Annotated in this window: 1 protein-coding gene; it reads left to right on the top strand. The window is 68.8% G+C overall.

Features of this window, described 5'->3' with window-relative positions:
• On the top strand, positions 1–320 hold a 320-nt coding region (locus tag DW56_RS05430; protein ID WP_152976857.1), incomplete at both ends, for an Ig-like domain-containing protein.

The raw sequence follows: 320 nt of genomic DNA, 5'->3' as shown, positions 1-320 counted from the left end.
GCTGATTTAGCGACGCTGGCGGACGGCCCTTATACGCTCACCGCAAGCCTTGCCGACGCGGCGGGCAACAGCACCAGCGCGCCGCATGCCTTCACGCTGGACAAAGCCGTCACCCTGACGGTGAACCCCATCGCCACTGACGACATTATCAACGCCGCCGAGGCGGGCGCGGGCGTGGCGGTGAGCGGCACGGCTGACGCCGCGGATGTCGGGCGTACGGTCTCGCTGACCCTCAACGGCCTGAGTTACAGCGCGACGGTGCAGGCGGACGGCAGCTGGAGCGCGACGCTACCCGCCGCTGATTTAGCGACGCTGGCGGA

This window comes from Franconibacter helveticus LMG 23732 (assembly GCF_000463115.2).
GTDB lineage: Bacteria > Pseudomonadota > Gammaproteobacteria > Enterobacterales > Enterobacteriaceae > Franconibacter > Franconibacter helveticus.
The sequence above is the reverse complement of the archived record's forward strand: the minus strand, read 5'-3'. Positions and strand labels throughout refer to the sequence as shown.